24 protein-coding genes are annotated in these 23,194 nt (G+C 56.4%); 17 read left to right on the forward strand and 7 right to left on the reverse strand.

Annotated features, from left to right (window positions below; genetic code table 11):
• Window positions 1–7 precede the first annotated feature (7 nt).
• On the forward strand, window positions 8–253 hold the full coding sequence (gene tusA, locus ACXIZX_RS00830; RefSeq protein WP_036649974.1) for a sulfurtransferase TusA: 246 nt from the start codon (window positions 8–10) through the stop codon (window positions 251–253).
• Here tusA and ACXIZX_RS00835 read toward each other — a convergent pair.
• Window positions 250–2,526, reverse strand: a complete 2,277-nt coding sequence (locus tag ACXIZX_RS00835; RefSeq protein WP_479403445.1) for a zinc/cadmium/mercury/lead-transporting ATPase — start codon at window positions 2,524–2,526, stop codon at window positions 250–252. The two genes, tusA and ACXIZX_RS00835, sit on opposite strands and share 4 nt — an antisense overlap.
• Window positions 2,527–2,618: 92 nt before the next feature.
• Window positions 2,619–3,248, reverse strand: a complete 630-nt coding sequence (locus ACXIZX_RS00840) for a lysoplasmalogenase (RefSeq protein WP_008109879.1) — start codon at window positions 3,246–3,248, stop codon at window positions 2,619–2,621.
• Window positions 3,249–3,412: 164 nt separating this feature from the next.
• Between ACXIZX_RS00840 and ACXIZX_RS00845 the strand changes: the two genes are divergently transcribed.
• The gene (locus tag ACXIZX_RS00845; protein ID WP_008109881.1) at window positions 3,413–3,769 is read left to right on the forward strand and encodes a DUF2500 domain-containing protein; all 357 of its coding nucleotides are present in this window, start codon (window positions 3,413–3,415) and stop codon (window positions 3,767–3,769) included.
• 69 nt (window positions 3,770–3,838) lie between these two features.
• Here the strand turns inward: ACXIZX_RS00845 and ACXIZX_RS00850 are convergent, their stop codons facing one another.
• A complete protein-coding gene (locus tag ACXIZX_RS00850) occupies window positions 3,839–4,108 on the reverse strand; it encodes a DUF1145 family protein (protein ID WP_008109883.1) in 270 nt (89 codons plus the stop codon).
• On the reverse strand, window positions 4,098–4,694 hold the full coding sequence (gene rsmD, locus ACXIZX_RS00855) for a 16S rRNA (guanine(966)-N(2))-methyltransferase (RefSeq protein WP_179451808.1): 597 nt from the start codon (window positions 4,692–4,694) through the stop codon (window positions 4,098–4,100). The genes ACXIZX_RS00850 and rsmD overlap by 11 nt, the downstream gene beginning before the upstream one ends.
• A gap of 232 nt (window positions 4,695–4,926) precedes the next feature.
• Here rsmD and ftsY point away from each other — a divergent pair, with 232 nt between their 5' ends.
• From ftsY to rpoH, 4 genes are all read left to right on the forward strand, one after another.
• The gene (gene ftsY / locus ACXIZX_RS00860) at window positions 4,927–6,369 is read left to right on the forward strand and encodes a signal recognition particle-docking protein FtsY (protein ID WP_179451809.1); all 1,443 of its coding nucleotides are present in this window, start codon (window positions 4,927–4,929) and stop codon (window positions 6,367–6,369) included.
• Window positions 6,370–6,374: 5 nt separating this feature from the next.
• Window positions 6,375–7,043 carry a cell division ATP-binding protein FtsE gene (gene ftsE, locus ACXIZX_RS00865; RefSeq protein WP_008109888.1) on the forward strand — a complete coding sequence of 223 codons (669 nt, stop codon included), beginning with the start codon at window positions 6,375–6,377 and terminating at the stop codon, window positions 7,041–7,043.
• Window positions 7,033–8,016, forward strand: coding sequence for a permease-like cell division protein FtsX (gene ftsX, locus ACXIZX_RS00870; RefSeq protein ID WP_008109891.1), 984 nt, complete (start codon window positions 7,033–7,035; stop codon window positions 8,014–8,016). Before ftsE ends, ftsX begins: the two co-directional genes overlap by 11 nt.
• 239 nt (window positions 8,017–8,255) lie before the next feature.
• Complete coding sequence (gene rpoH, locus ACXIZX_RS00875; RefSeq protein ID WP_008109892.1) at window positions 8,256–9,113, forward strand: RNA polymerase sigma factor RpoH; 858 nt, start codon at window positions 8,256–8,258, stop codon at window positions 9,111–9,113.
• A gap of 234 nt (window positions 9,114–9,347) precedes the next feature.
• Here rpoH and panM read toward each other — a convergent pair whose 3' ends face one another.
• The gene (gene panM / locus ACXIZX_RS00880; RefSeq protein ID WP_479403446.1) at window positions 9,348–9,734 is read right to left on the reverse strand and encodes an aspartate 1-decarboxylase autocleavage activator PanM; all 387 of its coding nucleotides are present in this window, start codon (window positions 9,732–9,734) and stop codon (window positions 9,348–9,350) included.
• 402 nt (window positions 9,735–10,136) lie between these two features.
• On the opposite strand from panM, the gene ACXIZX_RS00885 reads away from it, so the two are divergent.
• The 10 genes from ACXIZX_RS00885 to ugpQ all read left to right on the forward strand — a co-directional run bounded on the left by ACXIZX_RS00885 (window position 10,137) and on the right by ugpQ (window position 20,158).
• Entirely contained in the window at window positions 10,137–11,264 is a 1,128-nt protein-coding gene (locus ACXIZX_RS00885; protein ID WP_479403447.1) for a branched-chain amino acid ABC transporter substrate-binding protein, read from the forward strand.
• Between the two features lie 66 nt (window positions 11,265–11,330).
• On the forward strand, window positions 11,331–12,257 hold the full coding sequence (gene livH / locus ACXIZX_RS00890; protein ID WP_008109897.1) for a high-affinity branched-chain amino acid ABC transporter permease LivH: 927 nt from the start codon (window positions 11,331–11,333) through the stop codon (window positions 12,255–12,257).
• The gene (locus ACXIZX_RS00895; RefSeq protein ID WP_061718402.1) at window positions 12,254–13,525 is read left to right on the forward strand and encodes a high-affinity branched-chain amino acid ABC transporter permease LivM; all 1,272 of its coding nucleotides are present in this window, start codon (window positions 12,254–12,256) and stop codon (window positions 13,523–13,525) included. The genes livH and ACXIZX_RS00895 overlap by 4 nt, the downstream gene beginning before the upstream one ends.
• On the forward strand, window positions 13,522–14,289 hold the full coding sequence (livG, locus tag ACXIZX_RS00900; RefSeq protein WP_008109900.1) for a high-affinity branched-chain amino acid ABC transporter ATP-binding protein LivG: 768 nt from the start codon (window positions 13,522–13,524) through the stop codon (window positions 14,287–14,289). The genes ACXIZX_RS00895 and livG overlap by 4 nt, the downstream gene beginning before the upstream one ends.
• A 1-nt stretch (window position 14,290) precedes the next feature.
• Entirely contained in the window at window positions 14,291–15,004 is a 714-nt protein-coding gene (livF, locus tag ACXIZX_RS00905) for a high-affinity branched-chain amino acid ABC transporter ATP-binding protein LivF (RefSeq protein ID WP_008109901.1), read from the forward strand.
• A gap of 230 nt (window positions 15,005–15,234) precedes the next feature.
• Window positions 15,235–16,551 (forward strand): sn-glycerol-3-phosphate ABC transporter substrate-binding protein UgpB, encoded by a 1,317-nt coding sequence (gene ugpB / locus ACXIZX_RS00910; RefSeq protein ID WP_154154769.1) that lies wholly within the window; start codon window positions 15,235–15,237, stop codon window positions 16,549–16,551.
• 63 nt (window positions 16,552–16,614) lie between these two features.
• The gene (gene ugpA, locus ACXIZX_RS00915; RefSeq protein ID WP_008109906.1) at window positions 16,615–17,502 is read left to right on the forward strand and encodes a sn-glycerol-3-phosphate ABC transporter permease UgpA; all 888 of its coding nucleotides are present in this window, start codon (window positions 16,615–16,617) and stop codon (window positions 17,500–17,502) included.
• Window positions 17,499–18,344 (forward strand): sn-glycerol-3-phosphate ABC transporter permease UgpE, encoded by an 846-nt coding sequence (gene ugpE / locus ACXIZX_RS00920; protein ID WP_008109907.1) that lies wholly within the window; start codon window positions 17,499–17,501, stop codon window positions 18,342–18,344. The genes ugpA and ugpE overlap by 4 nt, the downstream gene beginning before the upstream one ends.
• Window positions 18,345–19,418, forward strand: a complete 1,074-nt coding sequence (locus tag ACXIZX_RS00925; RefSeq protein ID WP_479403448.1) for a sn-glycerol-3-phosphate import ATP-binding protein UgpC — start codon at window positions 18,345–18,347, stop codon at window positions 19,416–19,418.
• The gene (gene ugpQ, locus ACXIZX_RS00930; protein ID WP_154154766.1) at window positions 19,415–20,158 is read left to right on the forward strand and encodes a glycerophosphodiester phosphodiesterase; all 744 of its coding nucleotides are present in this window, start codon (window positions 19,415–19,417) and stop codon (window positions 20,156–20,158) included. The genes ACXIZX_RS00925 and ugpQ overlap by 4 nt, the downstream gene beginning before the upstream one ends.
• On the opposite strand, the gene ACXIZX_RS00935 is transcribed toward ugpQ, so the two are convergent.
• A complete protein-coding gene (locus ACXIZX_RS00935) occupies window positions 20,155–20,433 on the reverse strand; it encodes a DUF2756 domain-containing protein (protein ID WP_312180078.1) in 279 nt (92 codons plus the stop codon). The two genes, ugpQ and ACXIZX_RS00935, sit on opposite strands and share 4 nt — an antisense overlap.
• Window positions 20,434–20,762: 329 nt before the next feature.
• Here ACXIZX_RS00935 and ggt point away from each other — a divergent pair, with 329 nt between their 5' ends.
• Window positions 20,763–22,514, forward strand: a complete 1,752-nt coding sequence (ggt, locus tag ACXIZX_RS00940) for a gamma-glutamyltransferase (RefSeq protein ID WP_258144358.1) — start codon at window positions 20,763–20,765, stop codon at window positions 22,512–22,514.
• 83 nt (window positions 22,515–22,597) lie between these two features.
• Here ggt and ACXIZX_RS00945 read toward each other — a convergent pair whose 3' ends face one another.
• Window positions 22,598–23,092: a GNAT family N-acetyltransferase gene (locus tag ACXIZX_RS00945; RefSeq protein ID WP_179451814.1), complete on the reverse strand. Its 495-nt coding sequence runs from the start codon at window positions 23,090–23,092 to the stop codon at window positions 22,598–22,600.
• Between the last annotated feature and the right edge of the window lie 102 nt (window positions 23,093–23,194).

Consider the following 23,194-nt stretch of genomic DNA (forward strand, 5'->3'; position numbering starts at 1 on the left):
GAGAATCATGAGCGATCCCTTTTCTGCGCCAGACCATCAGCTTGATGCCCTTGGCCTGCGCTGCCCGGAGCCGGTAATGATGGTGCGTAAAACCGTGCGCAGCATGCAGGCCGGTGAAACCTTGCTGATCATTGCTGACGATCCCGCCACCACGCGCGATATTCCCGGTTTCTGCCGCTTTATGGAGCATGAGTTGCTGGCACAGCAGACCGAAAGCCTGCCGTACCAGTTTCTGATTAAAAAAGGCGCCTAACGCTGACGCAGCAAGCGCAGCGCGTTGGCTGTCACCAGTGCGGTGGCACCAGAATCCGCTAAGACCGCCAGCCACAAACCGGTGAAGCCGAGCAGCGTGGTGACCAGAAAAATCGCCTTTAATCCCAACGCCAGCGCCACGTTCTGACGAATGATGGCGCGCGTACGCCGTGCCAGCACAATGGTGCGCGGCAGAATCGCCAGCTGGTTTTGCGTTAATGCCACATCCGCCGCTTCCAGCGCCACATCGGTGCCGCTGCCCATCGCAATGCCAATGGTGGCGGCCTTCATGGCGGGCGCATCGTTAATACCATCACCAACCATCGCCAGTGATTGCTGTGCGCCCAGCGTTCTTATTGCTTCAACTTTATCAGCGGGCAGCAAACCCGCGCGATAATCGATGTTGAGTTCAGCCGCAATGGCGGCGGCCGCGCGTGGATTGTCGCCGGTGAGCATCACGCTATTCACGCCAAGCTTCTGCAGCTCAGCCAGCGCGTTGAGTGCTTCGCTGCGCAACTGATCCTGCAACGCTAACGCGCCCAGCACCTGCTGTTCTTGTAACAGCAGCACCACGGTTTGGCCCTGCGCTTCCAATTCAGCAATCTGCTGTTGCTGTGCACCATCGAGATGGCCGACTTCGCGCGGCGTCAGCAGCTGATAGGTTACGCCTGCGATCGCGGCACGAATGCCGCTGCCGGCAAGGGTTTGCTGCTGTGCAGCTTGTGGAATGGTGAGCGCGCGACGCTCGGCTTCGCTGACAATCGCTCGCGCCAGCGGATGGGTAGAACCTTGTTCAACGGCGGCGGCGATACTCAGCAGATTGTCTTCCGCCATCGCGCCAAAGGGTTGGATGTGGCTGATCTGCGGTTTACCGGCGGTCAGCGTGCCGGTTTTGTCGAACGCCATCATACTCACGCGACTGAGACGCTCCAGCGCCGCGCCGCCTTTAATCAGCGCGCCCTGACGCGCGGCAGCGGCCAGGCCGGAGGTGATGGCGGCAGGCGTCGAGATTACCAGTGCACACGGGCAACCAATCAGCAGCAGCGTCAGCCCTTTATAAATCCACAGCAACCATTCGCCAAAGCCGAGCAGCGGCGGCAGCACCATCACCAGCAGCGCCAGCAGCATAATGGCGGGCGTATAAATGCGGCTAAAGCGATCGATAAAACGCTCAACCGGCGCACGGTGGGTTTCGGCTTCCTCAATCAGTTGCAGAATGCGGTCAATGGCACTTTGGCCGGGCTGGGAAATGACTTTCAGCGTCACCAAACGATCGAGGCTGGTGGCACCGGCCATAATCTGTTCGCCAGGCTCACGCGCCACCGGCAGCGATTCTCCAGTTAGCGCGCTTTCATCAAAGCTGGCGCTGGCCTGCAACAGTTCGCCATCGGCCGGTAAACGACCGCCGGCCGCCACTTCAATCACATCGCCGGGTTGCAGCGCCTCTAAGCGGACGTTTTCCCGCTGCGTGCCGTTGATGCGCGTGGCGGTATCAGGACGCAGCGCCATCAGCGCGGTGACACCACGGCGTGCGCGTGCGGCAGCGTAAGCTTCGAGGCGTTCACCCAGTTGAAACAGCAGCAGCACCATCGCGGCTTCGGCGTGCGCGCCAATCACCAGCGCACCGGCGGCGGCAATGGTCATCAGCATCTCAATGCTGAACGGCGAACCGCTGCGCAGCAGTTTCCAGGCGCTGCGCGCGATAGGTACAAGGCCAACCAAGGTGGTGGCGATAAACAGGCGATCGCCCCAAATCGGCGCAACCTGGCTCAGCAGCCAACTGGCGAGCATCAATCCGCCAAGCAGCAGCAAACCGGCATTTTCCTGCCAGCGGCTTTCAGGTTGTGGAGGCGATTGAGAGTCGCTGGCGCTCAGCGTGAAGCCGGCATTTTTCACCACCTGTTCGATGGTGGCGCGGATATCCTGGTCGGCATCGACCACCAGTTTTTCACTGGCAAAAATCACGCGAGCTTGCTGTACCTGCGGCACACGTTGCACGGCGGTTTCAATTTTGCGCGCGCAGCTGGGGCAATCCATGCCCGCAATCTGCCAGCGGAATTGATGTGAGGAGAGCGCGGGCCTGTCGCTTTCGGCGTCGCTTTCGCCGCCGGGCGATCCGCTGTCGCTGTCACAGCAGCCGCAATCGCTGTCTGGTGTAACGGGCTGCGCTGCGGAGATTTTTAAAGTTGCGGGTTTTATGCTGCGAATTGAGCACAGCGGCTGCGGCTGACGGTGAGATTTGCCACAACGGCAAGGGTGAGCATGTTGATGCATATAACCTCCGGAATCAGGGGCGGGCTGATGCCCGCGCCCTAATGCTACACTCTGGAGTGGACTCCAGAGTCAAGCGGAAGGTGACGTTATCTTCAGTAGAGCCACAGTGAACGCGCAATCATGAAGTGACCGGCGAAGTAGCAGGCGGCGACGATGGCGCTATCGGCGCTGAAACGGCGGCGATAATGCGAGATAAACCAGACAATATTAGCTAATAGCAGCAACGCGGCACCAACCAGCAGCGAGAAGCTGAAGTCAGTTGGACGGAAGAAGTAGTTCTCCGCCGCCATCCAGTTCATCACCAGCGTCATGCCGATTAAGGTGCAGATCGGCCAGCGCAGATCTTCCAGTTTGCTCCACAGAATCCCGATAACAATCACACCAATAATCAGGAAGGTGAGAGGAATCGGCCAGAAGAAACTCATGGTCATGTGCGCGGCAAAACTGATGGTGTACAGCAGATGCGACAGGAAGAACGCGCCCAGCGCATAGAGCATTTGCTGACGCGGCAACAGCATTAAGGCGTCACCCACCAGCGTGGCGACCAGACCGGCCAGAATCAAATAATCGGTGGTGTTGAAGGTTGGAGCTTGCCACGCCCAGGCAACGAGCAACAGCAAGGTGACAGGTTTAAATAGCCAGCGTTGCCATTGCGGACCGCGGTATGAAGCATCGACGTAGAGCCAGCCGGAAAAAAGTACGGCAAGGAAAGACCAAAGCATTTTTTCTCCCTTTTCTGGACGAAATGTCCGCCAGTTTGATGAATTTTCCCAAAATCACCCTCTCAGTGTAAGTTACCGCCGCCAAATGTGACAATCAGCCGACTCTGGTTGTATGCTTTGTCGTCTTTACCCGTTCCGAATTAACGCAAAGCACGAGATAAATCATGAGCAAACCACCGCTAATCTTTTTCATCGTACTGGCCATTATTGCCGTTTTGGCAACCCGTCAGTTTATTAAACAGCGCCGCGAAACGGCGGTGAACGATGCCTCGCCGGTGCGCTCGCTGAGCGTGGAAGTGAAAACCAAACGCGAATTTCCGTCGCCCAATCGCCGTTCACGTCAGCGCGAAGAGATTGTGGCGGAAGATATGAAGTATGAAGCCTGGTTCCATCCGCTGAACGGTGCCAGCGATATTAAAGTGACGGTGAACGCGAACGAGTATCACCAGATCGATAAGGGCGCGAAGGGCGAGTTGAAGATGAAGGGCACGCGTTTTGTGAGTTTTACCCCGGCTCCGTAGGGTCGCCATTCATGGCGACCTGGCCACAAACCGCACAATCATGGCGACCTGGTCACAAACCGCACGAACTTACATCTTCGGATAATGCTTTTTCTGCCATGCCAGCAGCTCAAACACGCCAAAGAAGAAGATCTTCGCCTGGGTTACGCCGCTCAGTTTCGGCGCGTCTTTCGGCTGGGTCGCGCGCAGCAACACCAGCTGCAGGCCGTGCATAATCACCATAAAGAACAGTGCCACGTGCACGAAATAGCGCAGCGGCGTTGGGAAAGGTTGCACCAGATTGAGCAGCAAAAAGGCCCAGACGCAAATCATCAGTAAACGTCCCAAATTAAGCCACATCGTGCGTCTCCTGTTGACGTTGATAAAGGCGATAAGCCACCTGACCGGCAATCTTCTCGCGATACAAATCCCAATTCGCGGGTGCTACGGGCGTGCCGTTTTCCACTTCGCTCTCGACATAAATCAGCGCTTCAGCCGCTAACCAGCCATTCTGCTCCAGCAGCGTCAACGTTTCCTGTAACAACCCTTTACGGAACGGCGGATCAACAAACACCACGTCAAACGGCTCGCCCGGCTGACTCAGCCACTGCAGCGTGTTGATTTGCACCACCTTGGCCTGGGTGGCGCGCAGCGTTTGCAGGTTCTGTGACAGCTGTTGCGCCACTGAACGCTCCAGCTCCAGCAGCGTGGCTGAAGCCGCATAACGAGACAGCGCTTCCAGCCCTAACGCGCCGCTGCCGGCGAAACAATCGAGGCAGCGCGCTTCCTGGATATCCGGTGCCAGCCAGTTGAACAGGGTTTCACGTACGCGATCGGTGGTGGGGCGCAGACCTGCGCTATCCGGCACCGGTAATTTACGGCCGCGCCACTGACCGCCAATGATGCGGATCTGGCCAGCGCTGCTGCTGCGGGGGGATTTACTCATTTCGCTCACAACTCGTCATAATTTGTTGCTTAGTTTAACGGGCGTAGCGGGCAGAAGAAACGTTAAAAAAGGGTGCTGTGGTGCGCTGGCTGGAAAGTGTTAGACTACTGAGTTGGTATAGTGCGCGTAATTACCTGATTTTTACGCCGCTCACCCGCTTAAAATTGAATATTTTATCCCCTGGGAACAAGCGTGCTACCGGGAATAAGCCATCGAGGAGTAGGGTCACACAATGGCAAAAGAGAAAAAACGCGGCTTTTTTTCCTGGTTAGGCTTTGGCAAAGAAGAAGAGACGCAACAACCTGCTGAAGAGCAGCAGCAAACCACCGAGGTGGTCGCTGAGCCTGCCGTTGAAGAGAGTGCGCTCGATCGCGCCGAAGCGCAGGCTGTCGAAACCGTCGCCGTCACCGAGCAGGTGGCGGAACAGCAGCAGGTTGAACCGGAACTGATTGAAGAGCCGGTTATCGAGCCGCATGAACCTGAGCCGGTTACCGCAATCGTTGAAGAAGTGCTGCCGGAAGAGATAACGCAGCCGGATGTGGCTCCAATCGAAGAAGAGCCGCAGCTGGAAGAGCTGGCGCTTGAGCCAGAACTGGATGAAGAAGCGCCTTTAAGCGATGAAGAACTGGAAGCGCTGGCGTTAGCGGAAACCTATGCGGAAGATGCCGAGCTAGCCGAAGCTACGCAGGATACCGTGAGCGATCTGCCTCTGGCTGCTGCGCCGATGATTGCGCAGGAGCAGGAGCGTCCTACCAAAGAGGGCTTTTTCGCCCGTCTGAAACGCAGCCTGGTTAAAACCCGTGAAAACCTCGGTTCGGGCTTTATCGGCCTGTTCCGCGGTAAGAAAATCGATGACGATCTGTTTGAAGAGCTGGAAGAGCAGCTGCTGATTGCCGACGTTGGCGTTGAAACCACGCGCCGCATCATCACCAATCTGACACAACAGGCTAACCGCAAGCAGCTGCGCGATGCCGAAGCGCTGTATGGCCTGCTGAAAGCTGAAATGTCCGGCATTCTGGAAAAAGTGGATCAGCCGCTGGAAGTGGGTGGCAAAACGCCCTTCGTCATCCTGATGGTGGGCGTCAACGGCGTGGGTAAAACCACCACCATCGGTAAGCTGGCGCGTCAGTATCAGGCGCAGGGCAAATCGGTGATGCTGGCAGCGGGTGATACCTTCCGTGCCGCCGCCGTTGAGCAGCTGCAGGTTTGGGGCCAGCGCAACAACATTCCTGTGGTGGCGCAGCATACCGGCGCAGATTCTGCCTCGGTGATTTTTGACGCTATTCAGGCCGCCAAGTCACGCAATGTGGATGTACTGATCGCTGATACCGCTGGTCGCCTGCAGAACAAATCGCATCTGATGGAAGAGCTGAAAAAAATTACCCGCGTGATGAAGAAGCTGGATGAAGATGCGCCGCATGAAGTGATGCTGACGCTCGACGCCAGCACCGGGCAAAACGCCATCAGCCAGGCCAAACTGTTCCATGAAGCGGTGGGCCTGACCGGCATCACCCTGACGAAACTGGATGGCACCGCGAAAGGCGGCGTGATCTTCTCGGTTGCCGATCAGTTCGGCATTCCGATTCGTTATATCGGTGTTGGGGAAGGCATCGAGGATTTACGGCCGTTTAAGGCCGCAGACTTTATTGAGGCACTGTTTGCCCGAGAGGAATGATTGGGATGATTCGCTTTGAAGAGGTCAGTAAAGCTTACCTGGGAGGACGTCAGGCGCTGCAGGGAGTGGATTTTCATCTGCGTCCCGGCGAAATGGCGTTCCTGACCGGCCATTCCGGCGCGGGGAAAAGTACCTTACTGAAGCTGATTTGTGGCATTGAGCGCCCGAGCGCCGGGCAGATCTGGTTCAGCGGCCACGATATTTCGCGTCTGCGTCACAGCGAAGTGCCTTTCCTGCGACGTCAGATCGGCATGATTTTCCAGGATCACCATTTGTTGATGGATCGTTCGGTCTACGACAACGTAGCGATCCCACTGATTATTTCCGGGGCCAGCGGCGAAGATATTCGTCGTCGCGTGTCGGCAGCGCTGGATAAAGTCGGCCTGCTCGACAAAGCGAAAAGCTATCCGATTCAGCTCTCTGGCGGTGAACAACAGCGCGTCGGCATTGCTCGCGCGGTGGTGAACAAGCCTGCGGTGCTGCTGGCGGATGAACCCACCGGTAACCTCGACAACGCGCTGTCGGAAGACATCCTGCGCCTGTTCGAAGAGTTCAACCGCGTTGGCGTCACGGTGTTAATGGCAACGCACGATGTCGGGCTGATTGCACGCCGGAATTACCGCGTGATGACGCTCAATCAGGGACGTCTGCACGGAGGCCACGATGGTCAATAAGCGCAACAAGCGCGCGCCTGCGCCGAAAGCGAAGCAGCCTTCCAAAAGCAAGGCGCTGAAAGGCGGCTGGCAGGAGCAGTGGCGCTATGCGCTGCGTGGCACGTTATCGGATATGTGGCGCCAACCGCTGGCAACGCTGCTGACGGTGATGGTGATCGCCATTTCCCTGACGCTGCCAAGCGTGTGCTACATGGTGTGGAAGAACGTCAGCCAGGCGGCGACGCAGTGGTATCCCGCGCCGCAGTTAACGGTGTATCTGGATAAAGCGCTGGATGATACCGCAGCGGAGAACGTCACCGCGCAACTCAAGCAACTCGATGGCGTGGATAACGTCAATTACTTGACCCGCGAAGAAGCGCTGAATGAGTTCCGCAACTGGTCTGGTTTTGGTGGTTCGATGGATATGCTGGAGCAGAATCCGCTGCCGGCGGTGGCTATCATCACGCCAAAACTCAATTTCCAGAATTCGGACACCATGGCGAATCTGCGCGATCGCGTTGCGAAAGTGCAGGGCGTTGATGAAGTGCGCATGGATGACAGCTGGTTCGCGCGTTTAGCGGCGTTAACCGGGCTGGTGGGGCAGATTGCCTCAATGATTGGCCTGCTGATGGTGGTCGCGGTGTTCCTGGTGATCGGTAACAGTGTGCGGCTCAGCATCTTTGCGCGGCGCGATACCATTAACGTGCAGAAGCTGATTGGTGCTACCGACGGCTTTATCCTGCGTCCCTTCCTGTACGGCGGTGCGCTGTTAGGCTTTGGTGGCGCGGTGCTGTCGCTGCTGCTCTCCGAAGTACTGGTGTTGCGTCTGCAATCGGTAGTGGCGCAAGTGGCAACGGTATTCGGTACCACTTTTGTGCTGGAAGGTTTTTCCTGGGACGAAGGGCTGCTGTTACTGCTGATCGCTGCCATCATCGGCTGGATTGCTGCCTGGCTGGCAACGGTACAACATTTACGCCGTTTTACGCCGCAGTAACCAAAAGCAACGTTTTTTGATATACTCTTCCTCTGCTGCCGACGACCTGGGAGCAGAGGAATTCTCCTATATCCCCCGCCGTCATCTGTGTGTAAAATATTCACTGCTATAATTGAACTTGTGGATAACTTTGTCGTCCAAGTAGCACAGATTGCTTCTGGTTTTCTCGTGACGTTGACATAATGTAGCGTCTGCGCAAAATACCGTGCAGCAAGTCCATTGAATTTGTGAGGGTTTGAATGACCAAAGAAATGCAAACTTTAGCGATTGCTCCTCTGGGTAACCTGGAATCTTACGTCCGGGCTGCTAACAACTGGCCGGTGCTGACGGCAGAAGAGGAAAAAGCATTGGCTGAGCGGCTGCATTACCAGGGCGATCTGGATGCAGCTAAGACGCTGATCCTGTCTCACCTGCGCTTTGTTGTTCATATTGCTCGTAACTACTCCGGTTACGGCTTGCCGCAGGCAGACCTGATTCAGGAAGGTAACATCGGCCTGATGAAGGCGGTGCGTCGCTTCAATCCTGAAGTCGGCGTGCGTCTGGTGTCGTTTGCCGTGCACTGGATTAAAGCAGAGATTCACGAATACGTGCTGCGTAACTGGCGTATTGTGAAAGTCGCGACCACCAAAGCTCAGCGTAAGCTGTTCTTTAACCTGCGTAAAAGCAAGCAGCGTCTCGGTTGGTTCAACCAGGACGAAGTGGAAATGGTCGCACGCGAGCTGGGCGTGAGCAGCAAAGACGTGCTGGAAATGGAATCGCGCATGGCCGCGCAGGATATGACTTTCGACATGTCGTCTGATGACGAAGCAGGCGAAGGCAAATCAATGGCGCCAGTGCTGTATCTGCAGGATAAAACCTCTGACTTTGCCGATGGCATTGAAGAGGATAACTGGGATGCACATGCAGCTGATAAGCTGAGCGATGCGATGCTGAGCCTCGACGAGCGTAGTCAGGATATTATCCGTGCCCGCTGGCTGGACGATGACAACAAAACCACGCTGCAGGAGCTGGCCGACAAATACGGCGTCTCTGCAGAGCGCGTGCGTCAGTTGGAAAAGAACGCCATGAAGAAACTGCGTGTGGCGATTGAAGCCTGATAGCGATCGGGTGGAAAAACGGGGCGACTTTTAAGTCGCCCTTTTTATTGGCTGGTTGCCCCATTTTTAGCCTGGTCGCCATGAATGGCGACCCTACGACAAACGTTGCGGATTCCCATGCGCGGTTTCGACGGTGCGGATTCCCGTGCGCGGTTTCGACGGTGCGGATTCCCATGCGCGGTTTCGTAGGGTGCGCATTTATGCGCACCGTTTCACCAACCGCACGAAATCCCTTCAGCGCACCCAACCATCAGCCTGCGCACGAAAACCACATGCCTGCATAAACGCCGCACGAACGCCTTGATCGGCGTCGCCGTCATCGGCAATCCACCAATCCGCTAACGCGCTGTTCTGCGCCATCGTCTCTTCCAGCAAGTATTGTCCCACGCCACGTCGACGTGTGACTTCACGCACGTTGAGATGGGTGATTTTCCCCTGCGTGCCGCTGATGGTCAGCTGCAGCGCCGCCAGCAATCTGTCGTTAAAACGCGCCGCATACAGACGCTGCGTGTCGCTGAGCCGCGCTTCCAGTTGCACAATATCGATTTCCGGCCAGACTTTAGCTAAATCGATACGATCCTGAGCGGTTAACGATGCTAAGCGCTGGATTGTCAGCTTCATACCTAATACCTGTACTAGTGCAAAGGCGATAGTGTAGCGAATTTAGACAGTCAGAGCGCTGTCACTTTTTTCTGGTAAAAATAGGTCAAATGCCAGCCAGTTTGCCATGATTGTGGAGTAAGCCATCAGCGATAGCCGAAAAAGCCAGCATAACGCGCTGGTATCCTGCTGAAAAATCGGCCATAACAACCAGACGATTCTGCTGATCCACTCAGCCAATTCTGAATATGTCAGTTGATTTACAGAAGAAAGTTCCTGTTTAATAACCTGAAAAATAAAGCCTTATTACCTATAAATGCCAGAAAAGCGTGCTAACCCATTATTGCAGAATGAGTTTTCCTCTTTGACTGGCAGAAAATAAACAATCACAACAAACACGACACAACAGATGGGGAAGTTCGCATGAAAATGAGTAAAGGACGCGCATTATTGGCGGGCTGCGTTGCCCTGGCGATGAGCCATGCGGCGCTGGCGAAAGACATTAAAATTGCCATCGTAGGCGCATCAACCGGTCCGGTCGCGCAGTACGGTGACATGCAGTTTACCGGTGCCGCGCAAGCGATTAAGGACATCAACGCCAAAGGCGGCGTTAACGGTGACAAACTGGTTGGCGTGGAATATGACGATGCCTGTGACCCGAAACAAGCGGTTGCGGTTGCCAACAAAGTGGTTAACGACGGCATTAAATACGTTATCGGCCACCTGTGCTCCTCCTCTACTCAGCCTGCTTCAGACATCTATAACGACGAAGGCGTGCTGATGATCACCCCAGCCGCGACCGCGCCAGAACTGACTGCGCGTGGCTATGCTGACGTGCTGCGTACTACCGGTCTGGATTCCGATCAGGGCCCAACGGCGGCGACCTACATTCTCGACCACATCAAACCAAAACGTATCGCTGTAGTGCATGACAAGCAGCAATATGGCCAGGGTCTGGCGGAATCCGTGCAGAAAACCCTGAAAGCCAAAGGCGGCAACGTAGTGCTGTTTGAAGGTATTACCGCCGGTGATAAAGACTTCTCCACGCTGATTGCGCGCCTGAAGAAAGAGAACGTCGATTTCGTTTACTACGGCGGTTACTACCCGGAGCTGGGCCAGATTCTGCGTCAGGCAAAATCCGCTGGCCTGAACGCGGGCTTCATGGGCCCGGAAGGCGTGGGCAACGCTTCTCTGTCTAACATCGCAGGTGATGCTTCTGAAGGCCTGTTCGTAACGCTGCCGAAGCGCTACGACCAACTGCCAGAAAACAAGGCAATTGTTGATGCGATCAAAGCCAACACCGCGTCGAACCGCAAAGATCCTACTGGTCCGTTCGTCTGGACAACCTACGCGGCAATTCAGTCGCTGGTGGCTGGTATCGAGCGCAGCAAGAGCGATGAGCCTGATGCAATTGCTAAGAACCTGAAAACAGGCGCTGCCGTTCCAACCGTGATGGGCAACCTGAACTGGGATGAGAAAGGCGATCTGAAAGGCTTCGAATTTGGTGTCTTCAAATGGCACAAAGACGGCTCTTCTACCGCAGTTAAGTAATCCCCCAAAATTCCCTCTCCCGCGCGCGGGAGAGGGAATTATTCAGCTCCAGAGCAGGTCCTCACTATGTCCGAGCAGTTTCTCTATTTCATTCAGCAGATGTTCAACGGGGTTACCCTCGGGAGCACCTACGCGCTGATCGCCATCGGTTACACCATGGTTTACGGCATTATCGGCATGATCAACTTCGCCCACGGCGAGGTGTACATGATCGGTAGCTATGTCTCCTTTATCGTGATTGCCGCCCTGATGATGATGGGCATTGATACCTCGTGGCTGATGATCGCCGCCGGTTTCGTGATGGCGGTGATCATCTCCAGCGCCTATGGCTGGAGCATCGAACGCGTGGCGTATAAGCCGGTGCGTTCGTCCAAGCGCCTGATCGCGCTGATCTCCGCGATCGGTATGTCGATCTTCCTGCAGAACTACGTCAGCCTGACGCAAGGCTCGCGCGATCTCGCGCTGCCAAGCCTGATCACCGGTCAGTGGACGCTGGGCGAGAGCAACGGCTTTGCTGCCACGCTCTCCACCATGCAATTGGTGATTTGGGTGGTGACCTTCTTGTCGATGCTGGCGCTGACGCTGTTTATCCGTTATTCGCGCATGGGCCGCGCCTGCCGCGCCTGCGCAGAAGACCTGAAAATGGCCAGCCTGCTGGGCATCAACACCGACCGCGTTATCTCTCTCACCTTCATTATTGGTGCGGCGATGGCGGCGGTAGCGGGCGTATTGCTCGGTCAATTCTACGGCTCCATCAACCCGTTCATCGGCTTTATGGCCGGGATGAAAGCCTTCACTGCTGCAGTCTTGGGCGGCATCGGCAGTATTCCAGGCGCGATGATTGGCGGCCTGGTGCTGGGCATTGCGGAAGCGCTGACCTCGGCGTATCTCTCGACAGAATATAAAGATGTGGTCTCCTTCGCGCTGCTGATTGTGGTGCTGCTGGTAATGCCAACCGGGATTCTTGGCCGTCCGGAGGTGGAGAAAGTATGAAACGCCTAGGTTTGGTCAACGCCGTGATCTCCACGGTGATGTTGCTGATTCTCGCGACCTTCTTTATGGGCGTGCGCCTCGATCTGGACGGCACCAAACTGGTGGTCGCCAACGCGGGCGCGGTGCGCTGGAACTGGATTTTCATTGGTTGTGCGGTGGTATTTGTCTTCCAGCTGCTGCGTCCGCTGGTGCAGGGTAAATTCAAACGCAGCGGCAAAGGTTTTGTCCTGCCGGGTTTTGATGGATCGACGCCAAAGCAGAAGCTGTTGATGGCGCTGGTGATTGCCGCCGCCGTAATTTGGCCGTTTCTGGTCTCGCGCGGCAGCGTGGATATTGCCACGCTGACGCTGATCTACGTGATGCTCGGTCTTGGGCTGAACGTGGTGGTGGGTTTATCCGGTTTGCTGGTGCTGGGCTACGGCGGTTTCTACGCCATCGGCGCGTACACCTTCGCCTTGCTGAATCACTATTACGGCTTTGGTTTCTGGGAAAGCCTGCCGCTGGCTGGTTTAGTCGCCGGGGCTTTTGGTTTGCTGCTCGGCTTCCCGGTGCTGCGCCTGCGCGGTGACTATCTGGCGATCGTCACGCTCGGTTTCGGTGAAATCGTGCGTATCCTGCTGCTGAACAACACCGCTATCACCGGCGGACCGAACGGCATTGCGCAGATTCCCAAGCCAAGCCTGTTTGGTCTGGAGTTTGGTCGTCGCGTCAGTGAAGGCGGCTGGAGCACTTTCCATGACTTCTTCGGCCTGAAATACGATCCCAGCGACCGCGTGATTTTCCTTTATCTGGTGGCGCTGCTGCTGGTGGTGCTGACGCTATTTGTTATCAACCGCTTGCTGCGTATGCCGTTAGGTCGTGCGTGGGAAGCGCTGCGTGAAGATGAGATCGCCTGCCGTTCGCTCGGCCTGAGCCCGACGCGCATCAAGCTGACTGCTTTCACCATCAGCGCCGTTTTCGCCGGCTTCGCTGGCACGCTGTTCGCGGCGCGTCAGGGCTTCGTCAGCCCGGAATCCTTCACCTTCGTCGAATCGGCCTTTGTGCTGGCGATTGTGGTGTTGGGCGGCATGGGCTCGCAGCTGGCGGTGATCCTCGCGGCGATTCTGCTGGTGGTATCGCGCGAGCTGATGCGTGATTTGAACGAGTACAGCATGCTGGTGCTCGGCGGTTTGATGGTGCTGATGATGATCTGGCGTCCACAAGGTCTGCTGCCGATGAAGCGTCCGCATCTGAAGTTGAAAAGCAGTAAACAAGGAGAGCAGGCATGAGTCAGCCTTTATTAGCCGTTGAAGGCCTGATGATGCGCTTCGGCGGCCTGTTAGCCGTCAACAATGTGGCGCTTGAGCTGCATCCACAGGAAATTGTTTCGCTGATCGGCCCGAACGGTGCCGGTAAAACCACGGTGTTCAACTGCCTGACCGGTTTCTACAAACCGACCGGCGGCACTATCAAACTGCGCGATCAGCAGCTGCAAGGTTTGCCAGGCCAGAAGATTGCGCGCATGGGCATCGTGCGGACTTTCCAGCACGTGCGTCTGTTCCGTGAAATGACGGTGATTGAAAACCTGCTGGTGGCTCAGCATCAGCATCTGAAAAGCGGCGTGTTCTCCGGCCTATTCAAAACCCCGGCTTTCCGTCGCGGTGAGAGCGAAGCTTTGGATCGCGCAGCAACCTGGCTGGACCGCATCGGCCTGCTGGATCTCGCTAACCGCCAGGCGGGCAACCTCGCATATGGTCAGCAGCGTCGTCTGGAGATTGCGCGCTGCATGGTGACGCGCCCGGAAATCCTGATGCTGGATGAACCGGCGGCCGGTCTTAACCCGCGAGAAACGCACGAACTCGATGAGCTGATCGCCGAACTGCGCGGTGAGCACAAGGTTTCCGTGCTGCTGATTGAACACGATATGAAGCTGGTGATGGGCATTTCTGACCGCATTTACGTGGTGAATCAGGGAACGCCGCTGGCTAACGGCACGCCGGAACAGGTGCGTAACAACCCGGATGTGATCCGTGCTTATTTAGGTGAGGCGTAACATGGCAAACCCGATTTTAACTTTGCAGAATGTCAGCGCTCATTACGGTCCTATTCAGGCGCTGCACAACATTAATCTGCACATCAATCAGGGTGAAATCGTCACGCTGATCGGTGCCAACGGCGCGGGTAAAACCACGCTGCTCGGCACCTTGTGCGGCGAACCGCGCGCCACCAGCGGTAACATCACCTTTGATGGTAAAGAGATCACTGACTGGCAAACCGCGAAAATCATGCGTGAAGCGATTGCGATTGTGCCGGAAGGCCGTCGCGTGTTTTCGCGCATGACGGTGGAAGAGAACCTGGCGATGGGCGGCTTCTTTGCAACGCGTCAGCAGTATCTGGAGCGTATCGATCGCGTGTATCAGCTGTTTTCTCGCCTGGCAGAACGTAAAGCGCAGCGCGCGGGCACTATGTCCGGCGGTGAGCAGCAGATGCTGGCGATTGGTCGCGCGTTGATGAGCCAGCCGCGTTTGCTGCTGCTGGATGAGCCGTCGCTGGGTTTGGCGCCGATTATCATTCAGCAGATCTTCGACACCATTGAGCAGTTGCGTAAAGAGGGCATGACCATCTTCCTCGTCGAGCAGAACGCCAACCAGGCGCTGAAGCTGGCGGATCGGGGTTATGTGCTCGAAAACGGTCATGTAGTGCTGGAGGATAGCGGCGAAGCGTTGCTATCCAATGAAGCCGTGCGGAGTGCTTACCTCGGCGCATAACCGGCGGTCGGCATGAATGCCGACCCTACAAAATCGCGTAGGGTCGCCATTTATGGCGACCTTTACCTTAGCAGCTCAATTGCCCCGTCCTAAACCCCAATCGAACAAAACCTATCTGTCACATCCTCGTCATAAACCTGTTATTAATCCGTCATTTCCCCGTGTCATGTTACGTCGCGAACTAAAAAATGCGCGAATTCGCGCGTACTTAACAGCACAGGAAAAACCTTATGTCCGCTTTTACGCTTCGTCCCCGCCTGATGAGTGTACTGCTCGGTCTGGCGCTCAGCGGTAATGCGCTGGCTGCAACTGAGATCCCTTTCTGGCACTCAATGGAAGGCGAGTTAGGCAAAGAAGTTGATTCTCTGGCACAACGTTTTAACCAGGCTCATCCCGATTACAAAATCGTTCCGACTTACAAAGGCAACTACGAGCAGAGCTTAGCGGCGGGTATCGCGGCGGTGCGCTCCGGTAAAGCGCCTGCGCTGCTGCAGGTGTATGAAGTCGGTACGGCGACCATGATGGCGTCAAAAGCTATCGTCCCGGTCAACCAGGTGTTTAAAGACGCTGGCGTGCAGATGGATCCGAAGCAGTTCGTGCCAGCCGTTGCCGGTTACTACAGCGACAGCAAAGGCCAGCTGATCTCTCAGCCGTTCAACAGCTCCACGCCGGTGCTGTACTACAACAAAGACGCGTTCAAAAAAGCCGGTCTGAACCCGGATCAGCCACCGAAAACCTGGCAGGAGCTGGCAAAAGATGCTGAAGCGCTGCGCAAAGCGGGCCTGACCTGCGGTTACGCCAGCGGCTGGCAGGGCTGGATTCAGATTGAAAACTTCAGCGCCTGGCATGCGCTGCCGGTCGCCACCAAAAACAACGGCTTTGACGGCACCGATGCGGTACTGGAGTTCAACAAGCCGGTGCAGGTGCGCCACATCGAAATGCTGGAAGCGATGAACAAGAAGGGTGATTTCACCTACTTCGGTCGCAAAGATGAATCTACCGCCAAGTTCTATAACGGCGATTGCGGCATCACCACCGCTTCTTCCGGTTCGCTGGCCGATATCAAACACTACGCCAAATTCAACTTCGGCGTTGGCATGATGCCGTACGATGAAACCGTACCGAACGCACCGCAGAACGCCATCATTGGCGGCGCGAGCCTGTGGGTGATGAAAGGCAAAGATGCCAACACCTACAAAGGCGCGGCGGAGTTCATGAAGTTCCTCGCCCAGCCGGAAATCGCTGCTGAATGGCACCAGAAAACCGGTTATCTGCCGATCACCACCGCCGCTTATGAGCTGACCAAGCAACAGGGCTTCTATGACAAGAACCCAGGCGCAGATATCGCTACGCGTCAGATGCTGAACAAAGATCCGCTGCCGTTCACTAAAGGCATGCGTCTGGGCAACATGCCGCAGATTCGTACCATCGTGGACGAAGAGCTGGAAGGCGTGTGGACCGGCAAACAGGCGCCGCAAGCCGCGCTGGATAACGCTGTGAAACGCGGTAACGAACTGCTGCGCCGTTTTGAGCAGCAAGTGAAGTAACGCTGTTATCTCGGGGCCGACGCCTGGCGTTCGCCCCGATTTTCTTCTTTGATTGAGTCTGCTATGTCCTCATCGCGCCCGGTATTTCGATCCCGTTTTCTGCCCTATTTGCTGCTGTTGCCGCAACTGGTGATAACGGCCATCTTCTTCTTGTGGCCAGCCGGTGAAGCCTTGTGGTATTCGCTGCAAAGCATTGATCCTTTTGGCATCTCCAGCACCTTCGTTGGGCTGGCAAACTTTAAACGCCTGTTCAGCGACGAATACTATCTGGCCTCCTTCTGGACCACCATTGAGTTCAGTGCGCTGGTGACGATTTGCGGCATGACCTTTTCCCTGCTGCTGGCGGCGCTGGTCGATTATGTGATTCGCCTGCGCAAGCTTTACCAAACCTTGCTGCTACTGCCGTACGCGGTGGCGCCGGTGGTGGCGGCAGTGCTATGGATGTTCCTGTTTAATCCGGGCCTCGGTTTGTTCAGCCATTTGCTGAACCAAATGGGCTACAACTGGAACTACGCGCAAAACAGCGGTCAGGCGATGTTCCTGATTGTATTGGCGTCGATCTGGCAGCAAATGAGCTACAACTTCCTGTTTTTCTTCGCTGCGCTGCAGTCGATTCCCAAATCGCTGGTGGAAGCAGCGGCGATCGATGGCGCCGGTCCGGTGCGTCGCTTCTTCAATTTGTCCCTGCCGCTGATCACGCCGGTGAGCTTTTTCCTGCTGGTGGTCAATCTGGTGTACGCCTTCTTCGATACCTTCCCGGTGATCGATGCCGCCACCGGCGGTGGTCCGGTTCAGGCCACCACCACGCTGATCTACAAAATTTATCGCGAAGGCTTCACCGGGCTGGATCTCTCTTCCTCCGCCGCGCAATCGGTGGTGCTGATGCTGCTGGTGATTGGCCTGACTATCCTGCAATTCCGCTTTGTCGAGCGTAAGGTGCAATACCAATGATTGAGAATCGACGCGGGCTGGATATCTTCAGCCATACCTTGCTGGTGCTGGGTGTGCTGACCATTCTGTTCCCGCTCTACATCGCTTTTGTCGCGGCAACGCTGGATAACGAAGCGGTGTATCAGGTGCCGATGACGCTGCTGCCGGGCACGCATTTGTGGGAGAACATCTCGCGCATCTGGACGCACGGCGTGAATGGCAGCGGCCCGGCATTTGGCATGATGATGCTCAACAGCCTGCTGATGGCGCTCGGCATCACCATCGGCAAAATCAGCGTCTCGATGCTCTCCGCCTTCGCGCTGGTGTGGTTCCGCTTCCCGCTGCGCTCGCTGTTTTTCTGGCTGATTTTCATCACCCTGATGCTGCCGGTGGAAGTGCGTATTTTCCCCACGGTGGAAGTGATTTCGACGCTGAATATGCTCGACAGCTACAGCGGCTTAACGCTGCCGCTGATGGCGTCGGCTACCGCCACTTTCCTGTTCCGTCAGTTCTTTATGTCGCTGCCGGACGAGCTGATTGAAGCGGCGCGCATCGACGGTGCCAGCCCGATGCGCTTCTTCTGGGACATCGTGCTACCGCTGTCCAAAACCAATCTCGCCGCGCTCTTCGTGATCACCTTTATCTACGGCTGGAACCAGTATCTGTGGCCGCTGCTGATCATCAACGATGCCAGCCTCAGCACCGCTGTCGCCGGAGTGAAAAGCATGATCAACAGCAGCGGCGGCCCGACGCAGTGGAATGAAGTGATGGCGGCAATGTTATTAACCCTGATTCCACCGGTGGTGGTGGTACTCGTGATGCAACGTGCGTTTGTGCGTGGCCTGGTAGAGAGTGATAAATAAATGGCAGGCGTAACCCTTCAGACCGTTACCAAATCGTATGACGGCAAAAATCAGATCATTCAGCCACTGAATATCACCATTAACGATGGCGAATTTATGGTGATGGTCGGCCCTTCCGGCTGCGGTAAATCGACGCTGCTGCGCATGGTGGCGGGCCTTGAGCGCGTATCGTCGGGCGATATCTATATCGACGACAAACGCGTCACCAACATGGAGCCAAAAGATCGCGGCATTGCCATGGTGTTCCAGAACTACGCGCTCTATCCGCATATGACGGTGGGCGAAAACATGGCGTATGGCCTGAAAATTCGCGGCATGGGCAAAGTGCAGATCGATCAACGCGTAATGGAAGCGGCACGCAGCCTCGAACTGGATCATCTGCTGCATCGCCGCCCGCGTGAGCTGTCGGGCGGACAGCGTCAGCGCGTGGCGATGGGGCGCGCTATCGTGCGTGAACCGGCGGTCTTCCTGTTTGATGAGCCGCTGTCGAATCTGGATGCGCGTTTGCGCGTGCAGATGCGCCTTGAGCTGCAACAGCTGCATCGTCGCCTGAAAACCACCAGTATTTACGTGACGCACGATCAGGTGGAAGCGATGACGCTGGCGCAGCGCGTGATGGTAATGAACAAAGGTGTGGTCGAGCAGGTGGGCACGCCAGTGGAAGTGTACGAGCGTCCGGCCAGCCAGTTTGTTGCCTCGTTTATCGGCGCGCCCGCCATGAATTTACTGCCGGGACAAATCAGCAGCGACGGCACACGTTTCACGCTGGATGCGCTCAACAGCTTGCTGCTGGGCCAGAGCAAAGCCAAGTGGGCCAATCGTCCGCTGACGCTCGGCATTCGTCCCGAGCACATCAAGCTCAGCAGTCGCGACGCGGGCGGCATTCCGCTGGTGGTGGAGACGCTGGAGATGCTGGGCGCGGATAATCTGGCGCACGGCCGCATCGGTAATGCACGCATGGTGGTACGTTTGCCACACAGCGAGCGCCCGCAGGCGGGCAGCACCTTGTGGCTGCATCTGCCGTCAGATGCGTTACACTTCTTCGATTCAACCTATGGAAAGCGTCTGGAATGAGTCAACATAACTGGCCTTATCCGCACATTGTCGCGCATCGCGGCGGCGGCAAACTGGCTCCGGAAAATACCCTCGCGGCGATTGATGTCGGCGCGCAGCACGGTCACACCATGATCGAGTTTGATGCCAAGCTGTCGGAAGATAAGCAGATTTTCCTGCTGCATGACGACACGCTGGATCGCACCAGCAACGGTTGGGGCGTGGCAGGCGCGTTGTCGTGGCATAAGCTGTCACAGCTGGATGCCGGCGGCTGGTTTAGCCGCGATTACGAAGGCGAACCGCTGGCGCTGCTGAGTGAAGTGGCCGAACGTTGTCGCCAGCATCAGATGATGGCGAATATCGAGATCAAACCCACCACTGGGCAGGATGTGGAAACCGGCCGCAATGTGGCGCTGGCCGCACGCGAACTGTGGCAAGGACAAACCGCGCCGCTGCTCTCCTCCTTCTCATACGCCGCGCTGGAAGCAGCAATGGAAGCGGCGCCGGAACTGCCGCGCGGTTTGCTGCTGGATGAATGGCACGACGATTGGCAGGCGCTGACTTCGCGTCTGGATTGCGTGTCGATCCATCTGAACCACAAATTACTCGACGCCGAACGCACCGCGCAGCTAAAAGCGGCCGGTCTGCATATTTTGGTGTATACCGTGAATCAGCCCGCGCGGGCGCGCGAGCTGTTAGGTTGGGGCGTCGATGCTATCTGCACCGACCGCATCGATATTATCGGGCCCGACTTCCGCTAGTTCTGTTGCTGATTCTGGCCCGGCTGCGACTGAATCACGCGCTGCTGGGCGCTATCCCGCTGTTCCTGCACCTTGCGCTGTACATCCTGACTTTGCTGTTGCTGACTCTGCTGCAACTTGAGCTTCTGCTGTTGCTGCTGACTCTGCATCTGCGACTGCATCCGCTGCTGGCTCGGGTTATAGCCGGGTTTGTTCGGGTCGTTGGTGCTGTTCAACGTATTTGCCATGCTGCTTAACGGCAGCAATGCTGCGATCACAATTAGCCATTTGTTCATGGTCTTCCTCCATTAATGCAGCCTGCTGTGTGCTGATGCTGCCAATGTGGCAACACGCGCTGCAGCCATAAGTTTATGCGATATCACAAACCTATGATCCAGGAGTGCGCCGAATTTAGCTTACTGCTACGCTTTTTACCGTGTTTGCAAACACTTGCATCAATAAATAACAAATGGATACCCAAAATAATTCAAGGCGCAGGAAGGCGGCAAACGAGAGAGTCCCGATGAGCTTACACAAGTAAGTGATTCGGGTGAACGAGAGCAGCCAACGCATCTGCACCTTGAAGTATGAAGGGTATAAATAACTTTAAAAGGGTGGTGGCAGGATGAGGATACAGGGCAACATGCGGCAGTTCGGCTGGGCATTATTGATGAGTTTTACCGTGGTGCAGGGTGCACAAGCCGCGCCGGCCAACGCGCCGCCGGTTTCGTATGGCGTTGATAGCGATACCTTTCACCCGGTAAAAGCCAAACATGGCATGGTGGCATCGGTGGATGCGATGGCGACGGAAGTTGGCGTCGATATTCTCAAGCAGGGCGGTAACGCGGTGGATGCGGCCGTTGCGGTGGGTTTCGCGCTGGCGGTGACGCATCCGCAGGCCGGTAACCTCGGCGGCGGGGGCTTTATGCTGCTGCGCACCGCATCCGGACGCACCACCGCTATCGACTTCCGCGAAATGGCACCGGCGCGCGCCTCACGCGATATGTTTCTCGATAAGCAGGGCAATGCTGATAGTAAGTTGTCACTCACTTCTCACTTAGCCTCAGGCACGCCGGGCACCGTGGCCGGTTTTGCGCTGGCGGCACAGAAGTACGGTACCTTGCCGCTGAGCAAATTACTGGCACCCGCCATCAAACTAGCGCGTGACGGCATCGTGGTGAACGATGCGCTGGCCGACGATCTCGCCACCTACGGCAAAGAGACGTTGATCAACCACGACAACAGCCGCGCGATTTTCTACAAAGCTGACGGTAAGCCGTACCAAAAGGGCGAACGTCTGGTGCAGAAAAACCTCGCACATAGCCTGCAGCTGATTGCCCAGCAAGGTCCGGATGCGTTCTATAAAGGCAAAATCGCTGATGAAATTGCCGGTGAAATGGCACAGCACGGCGGCCTGATCGGTAAGCCAGATCTGGCGGCTTATCGCGCGGTAGAACGCAAACCGGTGAGCGGCACCTATCGCGGCTACGAAGTGTTCTCCATGCCGCCGCCATCGTCCGGCGGGATTCACATCGTGCAGATCCTCAATATCCTGGAAAACTTCGACCTCGCGAAGTTTGGCTTTGGCAGCGCCGATGCCATGCAGGTGATGGCGGAAGCGGAAAAATACGCTTATGCCGACCGTTCGGAATACCTTGGCGATCCTGACTTCGTTAAAGTGCCGCAACAAGCGCTGACCAGCAAAGCCTACGCCAAAACTCTGGCGCAGCAGATTGACGTCAACAAAGCGCGTCCATCCAGCGAGATCAAACCAGGTAAACTGGCACCGTATGAAAGCAATCAAACCACGCACTTCTCGGTGGTGGATAAAGATGGCAACGCGGTCGCAGTGACCTATACGTTGAATACCTACTTCGGCAGCGGGATTGTTGCCGGACAAAGCGGCATCTTGATGAACAATGAAATGGATGATTTCTCGGCCAAACCGGGCACGCCCAACGTCTACGGCTTAGTCGGCGGCGAGGCGAATGCGGTGCAACCGGCCAAACGTCCTCTATCATCGATGTCGCCCACCATCGTGGCAAAAGACGGTAAAACCTGGCTGGTGACCGGCAGCCCAGGCGGCAGCCGCATTATCACCACCGTGCTGCAAATGGTGGTGAACAGCATCGATTTTGGTATGAACGTTGCGGAAGCGACCAACGCACCGCGCTTCCATCATCAATGGTTGCCCGATCAGCTGCGCGTGGAAAAAGGCTTCAGCCCGGATACGCTGCGCCTGCTGGAAGCCAAAGGCCAGCATGTGAAAGTGATGCCGGCAATGGGCAGCACGCAGAGCATTATGATTGGGCCGGATGGCACGCGCTATGGCGCATCGGATCCGCGCTCGGTGGATGATTTGAGCGCAGGTTACTAATCACTTGTAGGGTCGCCATTCATGGCGACCTGATTTCCAGGTGCGCATTAATGCGCACCCTACAAGCAACCGGCGAATTCACATTAACCTTTCAAGCGCGCCATATAATGCGTATCCACCATTTCGCCGTCGCGCATCGCGTGTCGACGCGCGGTGCCTTCAATCTCAAAGCCAAACTGCTGATACAAGCCAAGCGCTTTGTGGTTATCGGCGAATACCGTCAGTTCAATGCGCGTTACCTGCAGCCAGTTGTCGCACAAATCAATCATTGCTGACATCAGCGCTTTACCCACGCCGCGCCGATGAAAGGCAGAATCGACGCCCATGCCGAACGTCGCCGTGTGGCGACGGCGCGGCACCGACAGCACTTCAAGAGTGAGTTGTCCGGCAATCTGATCGTCAATACACGCCACTAGCATCTGTACACCCGGACGCGGATTGCTGAGGCGTTCCTGCCACAGCGTCGGCGATTGAAACGGCAGATGCAGCGTGCTGGCCTGCGGTTCAGGCTGGCTATACATACGCGTTAAAGCGGCGGCATCTTCGGGAATGGCGTGACGAATGACGATCTGACTCATAGAGCGCTCCTTGTGCAAAATGGAATAAATCCCCTTTAACATCAAGGAATTCACATCGTTCGTCAACGCAAAATAATCCGCAAAAATACTTTACAGACGCGA

This window comes from Candidatus Pantoea symbiotica (assembly GCF_056491525.1).

Coding starts and splice junctions, on each gene's coding strand:
- tusA (WP_036649974.1), top strand. CDS start 8: ATGAGCGATCCCTTTTCTGCGCCAGACCATCAGCTTGATGCCCTTGGC.
- ACXIZX_RS00835 (WP_479403445.1), bottom strand. CDS start 2,526: ATGCATCAACATGCTCACCCTTGCCGTTGTGGCAAATCTCACCGTCAG.
- ACXIZX_RS00840 (WP_008109879.1), bottom strand. CDS start 3,248: ATGCTTTGGTCTTTCCTTGCCGTACTTTTTTCCGGCTGGCTCTACGTC.
- ACXIZX_RS00845 (WP_008109881.1), top strand. CDS start 3,413: ATGAGCAAACCACCGCTAATCTTTTTCATCGTACTGGCCATTATTGCC.
- ACXIZX_RS00850 (WP_008109883.1), bottom strand. CDS start 4,108: ATGTGGCTTAATTTGGGACGTTTACTGATGATTTGCGTCTGGGCCTTT.
- rsmD (WP_179451808.1), bottom strand. CDS start 4,694: ATGAGTAAATCCCCCCGCAGCAGCAGCGCTGGCCAGATCCGCATCATT.
- ftsY (WP_179451809.1), top strand. CDS start 4,927: ATGGCAAAAGAGAAAAAACGCGGCTTTTTTTCCTGGTTAGGCTTTGGC.
- ftsE (WP_008109888.1), top strand. CDS start 6,375: ATGATTCGCTTTGAAGAGGTCAGTAAAGCTTACCTGGGAGGACGTCAG.
- ftsX (WP_008109891.1), top strand. CDS start 7,033: ATGGTCAATAAGCGCAACAAGCGCGCGCCTGCGCCGAAAGCGAAGCAG.
- rpoH (WP_008109892.1), top strand. CDS start 8,256: ATGACCAAAGAAATGCAAACTTTAGCGATTGCTCCTCTGGGTAACCTG.
- panM (WP_479403446.1), bottom strand. CDS start 9,734: ATGAAGCTGACAATCCAGCGCTTAGCATCGTTAACCGCTCAGGATCGT.
- ACXIZX_RS00885 (WP_479403447.1), top strand. CDS start 10,137: ATGAAAATGAGTAAAGGACGCGCATTATTGGCGGGCTGCGTTGCCCTG.
- livH (WP_008109897.1), top strand. CDS start 11,331: ATGTCCGAGCAGTTTCTCTATTTCATTCAGCAGATGTTCAACGGGGTT.
- ACXIZX_RS00895 (WP_061718402.1), top strand. CDS start 12,254: ATGAAACGCCTAGGTTTGGTCAACGCCGTGATCTCCACGGTGATGTTG.
- livG (WP_008109900.1), top strand. CDS start 13,522: ATGAGTCAGCCTTTATTAGCCGTTGAAGGCCTGATGATGCGCTTCGGC.
- livF (WP_008109901.1), top strand. CDS start 14,291: ATGGCAAACCCGATTTTAACTTTGCAGAATGTCAGCGCTCATTACGGT.
- ugpB (WP_154154769.1), top strand. CDS start 15,235: ATGTCCGCTTTTACGCTTCGTCCCCGCCTGATGAGTGTACTGCTCGGT.
- ugpA (WP_008109906.1), top strand. CDS start 16,615: ATGTCCTCATCGCGCCCGGTATTTCGATCCCGTTTTCTGCCCTATTTG.
- ugpE (WP_008109907.1), top strand. CDS start 17,499: ATGATTGAGAATCGACGCGGGCTGGATATCTTCAGCCATACCTTGCTG.
- ACXIZX_RS00925 (WP_479403448.1), top strand. CDS start 18,345: ATGGCAGGCGTAACCCTTCAGACCGTTACCAAATCGTATGACGGCAAA.
- ugpQ (WP_154154766.1), top strand. CDS start 19,415: ATGAGTCAACATAACTGGCCTTATCCGCACATTGTCGCGCATCGCGGC.
- ACXIZX_RS00935 (WP_312180078.1), bottom strand. CDS start 20,433: ATGAACAAATGGCTAATTGTGATCGCAGCATTGCTGCCGTTAAGCAGC.
- ggt (WP_258144358.1), top strand. CDS start 20,763: ATGAGGATACAGGGCAACATGCGGCAGTTCGGCTGGGCATTATTGATG.
- ACXIZX_RS00945 (WP_179451814.1), bottom strand. CDS start 23,092: ATGAGTCAGATCGTCATTCGTCACGCCATTCCCGAAGATGCCGCCGCT.